Consider the following 3,994-nt stretch of genomic DNA (forward strand, 5'->3'; position numbering starts at 1 on the left):
TCTGAAGGGAACCTCTACCCCGCCCCCACTCCGCGCCCTGCCCGCTCGCGCACCGCCAGAAACGCGCCGCAAGCGACCACGACGGCCGCGCCGATCAGGGTCGCGACCGGCGGGACGTCGCCGAATACGAGAAGACCCGACACGATCATCCAGATGAGCTGGGTATAGGAGAATGGCGTCAGCACCGGCGCCGGCGCGTATTTGTGGGCCACGATCAGGAGCGCGTGGCCGGCGGCGCCGAACACGCCGAGCCCCGCCAACACCGCCCAGACTCTGGGGGACGACGGCGTCACCCAGACCCAGGGAAGCAGCGGCGTCACCAGCAGGATGCCCGCCGCCTGGGTCCAGACGAGCGTGGTGCTCGACCCGTCGACGCCCGCGAGCTTCCGTGTCGCGATCACGTAGCCCGCATTGAAGACGACGCCGGCCACGGCGATCAGGACCGCGGGCTGAAACGCGCTCGTCCCTGGCCGCGTGGCGATCAGCACGCCGAGAAAGCCGACGATAATCGCGATCAGCCGCTCGCGCCCGACCCGCTCGCCGAGCAGGGGTCCCGCCGCGAGCGCGACGAAGATCGGCGTCAAAAACGAGATCGTCGCCGATTCGGCGAGCTGGAGGCTGCGGAGCGCGGCCACGACGCATCCGGTCGTGGCGAGCAGCAGCAGCGAGCGCAACGCCTGCAGCCCTGGACGCTTCGACACGAGCGCCGAGGGCCGCGACCACGGCCGCGCCGCTATCAGCGCGACGATCGTCGCGCCCATGTACCGCGCCCACACAATCTCGGCGATCGGCAGCTGGCGGCCGAGCCATTTCGTCGACGTGTCGTGCGCGGTGAAACACACCATCGTGGCGCACATGAGCGCAATGGCGACAACGCGCATGCGGCGGTCCTCGGCCGCCGCGTCCACGCGACCGGTCGCCGGAATGGGGAGCAGTCTCACACCGCTTCGCGCTCGATCCGGATGACCTGTGGCCGTTCTCGTACGACCCCCTCCTCGAGGGTCCGGGCGAGCGCGTCGCGAATCAGGGCTTCGGTCGTGCCATGCGTCATCAGCACGACCGGCACGACTCCGGCGGCCGCCGATTCCCTGGTCGCGCGCTTCTGCATGATCGCTTCGAGCGAGATCATCCGCTCGCCGAACCGCGCGGCGATCGCGCCCATCGCGCCCGGACGGTCGACAACCGTCAGCCTGACGTAGTAGCCGCCCTCGTGGCGTTGCATCGGCACCCGGTCGGCGTCCGAAAGCGAGGCCGCGGGGCGTCCGAACGCCGGCAGGCGCGTCCCGCGCGCGACGTCGATGAGATCGGCCGCGACGGCCGAGGCGGTGGCGTCTCCGCCCGCTCCCGGCCCGACCAGCGTGAGCTCCCCAATCGCGTCGCCGGCGATCGACACGGCGTTGAGCACCCCCATGATCTGGGCGAGCGGGGCGCTCTTGCCGACCATGGTCGGGTGGACGCGCTGCTCGACCCCGTGCGGCGTCCGCTCGGCGACCCCGAGCAGCTTGACGCGGAATCCGAGCTCGTCGGCGGCGACAAGGTCGGCAAGCGTGATCGACTCGATCCCTTCCACCGACACGGCCGAGGCGTCGATCTTCGAGCCGAAGGCGAGCGAGGTGAGGATGGCGAGCTTGTGGGCGGTGTCGAACCCGCCGACGTCGAAGCTCGGATCGGCCTCGGCGTAGCCGAGGCGTTGCGCCTCCGCGAGGCAGGCGTCGAATGGCAGCCTGTCGGTCTCCATCCGCGACAAAATGTAATTGCAGGTGCCGTTGAGAATACCCGACACCCGCTCGATCGCGTTGCCGGCGAGGCTCTCGCGCAACGTCTTGATCACCGGGATGCCGCCCCCGACCGCCGCCTCGTAGAAGAGAGGCGCGTCGTGCGCTTCGCTCAGACGTGCAAGCTCGAGCCCGTGCGCGGCGAGCATCGCCTTGTTGGCGGTGACGACCGGCACGCCGCGTTGGAGCGCCGCCTTGACCGATTCGAAGGCGATCCCGTCCGCCCCGCCGATCAGCTCGACGTAAACGTCGATATCGCCCTCAGCCGCCAGCTTCACGGCGTTGTCGTAGTAGAGCGCGTCGCCGATCTCTGCGCGGCCGTCGCGCTTGCGGCGCGCGCTGTAGGCGGCGAGCGACAGTCCGCGTCCGGCCCGCACGCCGAGCGCATTCCCCTGCCGCTGCAAGAGCTGGACGAGGCCGGTCCCGACCACGCCCAGACCGGCGACGCCCAATCGCAGGGGCTTTGTCATGGCATCCTGGCTCCGCTCTCCGGATAATGTGACCCGGGCGTCCTTCTGCCCGAGTTACTGGCCCGGATCAACGAAGCCCGGTCGCTCTCAGCCCCAGCGCTCGGCTACCGACTTCTTCTTCGTCTTGCGCTCCTTGCGCGCGGCGTAGCGCGCATCGCGCTCGAGCTTCTTCTCGTATTCGAGACGCTCCTCCTCCTCGCGCAAGCGCTGCGCCTCGGCCTCGCGCTGAAGCGCCTCGACCCGAAGCTGCTCCTGGCGGGCGGCTTCCTCCGCAGCTTTGCGGGCCGCCTCCGCCGCAGCGGCCTCGGCCCGGCGCTTCGCGCGCTCGACTTCGCGCAGGGCGCGCGCCTCGAGAATCGCCTTGCGCCTGGCCTCGCGCTCGACCACGGCCGGGTCTGAGGGGTCATATTTTGCGTTGGAGAGGAATTTCTCAGCCAGCGCCTTGCGCGCCTTGGCGGCGGCCGCCTGGCGATCAGCGAAGCTGTTACCGTTCGTAAAGGACATGCGTTCCTGAAGCGATTGATTATCGGGGATGCGGGCTCATGCCACAGCGCGGGCCAAACGGCAACATTCTTGGCTGCATTCCAGCAATGCAACAATGACGCACCAGCCCCGCGCGCCCGGCCGGTCAACCCGTAACAAAGTCGAAGAAAGCGTTGCCTCGCCGCGTGGAACGTGTTCCAATCGGGCAATTCCCGAAAGAGGCGAAGTCAAGAGGGAGAAAACGAATGGCGATAATGGCTGACGCAGGGCCATCCTCAGCCGGGGCGCATTCCGAGGAGCGGGGCGCTCCGATCAAGATCAACCGAATCGAGATCAGCGATCTGATGGAATGTCTCGCGCTCGGTGTGAAGGATTTCAACCGGGCGCCGAAATATGGGATGTTCTTCGGCGGGATTTATGCGGTCGGCGGACTGGGTATCGTCTGGGTCGCTTTTGCGCTCGGCTATTTTTACCTGGCCTATCCCTTCGTCATGGGCTTCGCGTTGTTCGCGCCCTTCGCGGCGGCCGGGACTTATGAGGTTTCTCGGCGGCTCGAGCAGGGCCAGCCGCTCAGCTGGCGATGCGTGCTGGGCGCGGTCTGGTCGAGGGCCGGCATGGAGTTTGGATGGCTGGCGCTGGTGAGCCTGTTCACTCTGATCCTCTGGCTGGACCTGGCGGTCTTTCTTTTCCTGGGGTTCTTCGGCGCGCATGTGCCTTCGCTCCCCGAGCTTTTCACCACGATCTTCACCACGACCTATGGCATGGCCTTCTTCGCCGTCGGAAACTTGGTCGGCGCGGTCATCGCGCTGGTCGTGTTTTCCTTCACCGCCATCTCCCCGCCCCTGCTCGCCGATCGCGACATCGATTTCGTCACCGCGTTGACGACCAGCGTCCGAGCGGTTCTTGTCAATCCCCGCACCATGCTTGCCTGGGCCGTCGTGATCGGCATGGACCTGGCGCTGTCGTTCGTCACCCTGTTCGTCGCGCTGATCGTGATTCTCCCGGTGCTCGGCCACACGACCTGGCATCTCTACCGCAGGCTGATCGACTGACGCCGGCTTACCAGCCCGTTGATGAAGTCCCGGTTTTCGGCTTGAGGTCGGCTCGGCGTCGATGACGACGAACGCTGCGAATTCGCGGTCGACGACGGCGATCAGGCCGAAGGCCAGTGCTTCGTCGGTTTGTAAGACGAAAATGAAGGCGTATGCGGCCTCTGCGGCCTCCCTTGGGGTGCCCTGACCGTAGAGCGCGCGCATCAGCACGCCG

The 3,994-nt window shown here is 67.3% G+C and carries 4 protein-coding genes; 1 reads left to right on the plus strand and 3 read right to left on the minus strand.

The genetic code is table 11. The features are described from left to right. Window positions 1-14: 14 nt before the first annotated feature. The 3 genes from ACLP25_RS10250 to ACLP25_RS10260 all read right to left on the minus strand — a co-directional run bounded on the left by ACLP25_RS10250 (window position 15) and on the right by ACLP25_RS10260 (window position 2,749). Complete coding sequence (locus tag ACLP25_RS10250; RefSeq protein WP_442469091.1) at window positions 15-941, minus strand: DMT family transporter; 927 nt, start codon at window positions 939-941, stop codon at window positions 15-17. Continuing rightward, window positions 938-2,245, minus strand: coding sequence for a homoserine dehydrogenase (locus ACLP25_RS10255; protein ID WP_442469092.1), 1,308 nt, complete (start codon window positions 2,243-2,245; stop codon window positions 938-940). The genes ACLP25_RS10250 and ACLP25_RS10255 overlap by 4 nt, the downstream gene beginning before the upstream one ends. Before the next feature lie 87 nt (window positions 2,246-2,332). Further along, on the minus strand, window positions 2,333-2,749 hold the full coding sequence (locus ACLP25_RS10260) for a DUF6481 family protein (protein ID WP_442469093.1): 417 nt from the start codon (window positions 2,747-2,749) through the stop codon (window positions 2,333-2,335). Between the two features lie 224 nt (window positions 2,750-2,973). Between ACLP25_RS10260 and ACLP25_RS10265 the strand changes: the two genes are divergently transcribed. Further along, entirely contained in the window at window positions 2,974-3,780 is an 807-nt protein-coding gene (locus tag ACLP25_RS10265; RefSeq protein ID WP_442469094.1) for a DUF2189 domain-containing protein, read from the plus strand. Window positions 3,781-3,994 lie beyond the last annotated feature (214 nt).

The sequence above is a fragment of the Roseiarcus sp. genome (assembly GCF_052145395.1).
Classification (GTDB): domain Bacteria; phylum Pseudomonadota; class Alphaproteobacteria; order Rhizobiales; family Beijerinckiaceae; genus Roseiarcus.

Bases quoted from the DNA above. Each gene is read 5' to 3' on its own strand.
- ACLP25_RS10255 (WP_442469092.1), bottom strand. From the start codon at position 2,245: ATGACAAAGCCCCTGCGATTGGGCGTCGCCGGTCTGGGCGTGGTCGGG.
- ACLP25_RS10260 (WP_442469093.1), bottom strand. From the start codon at position 2,749: ATGTCCTTTACGAACGGTAACAGCTTCGCTGATCGCCAGGCGGCCGCC.
- ACLP25_RS10265 (WP_442469094.1), top strand. From the start codon at position 2,974: ATGGCGATAATGGCTGACGCAGGGCCATCCTCAGCCGGGGCGCATTCC.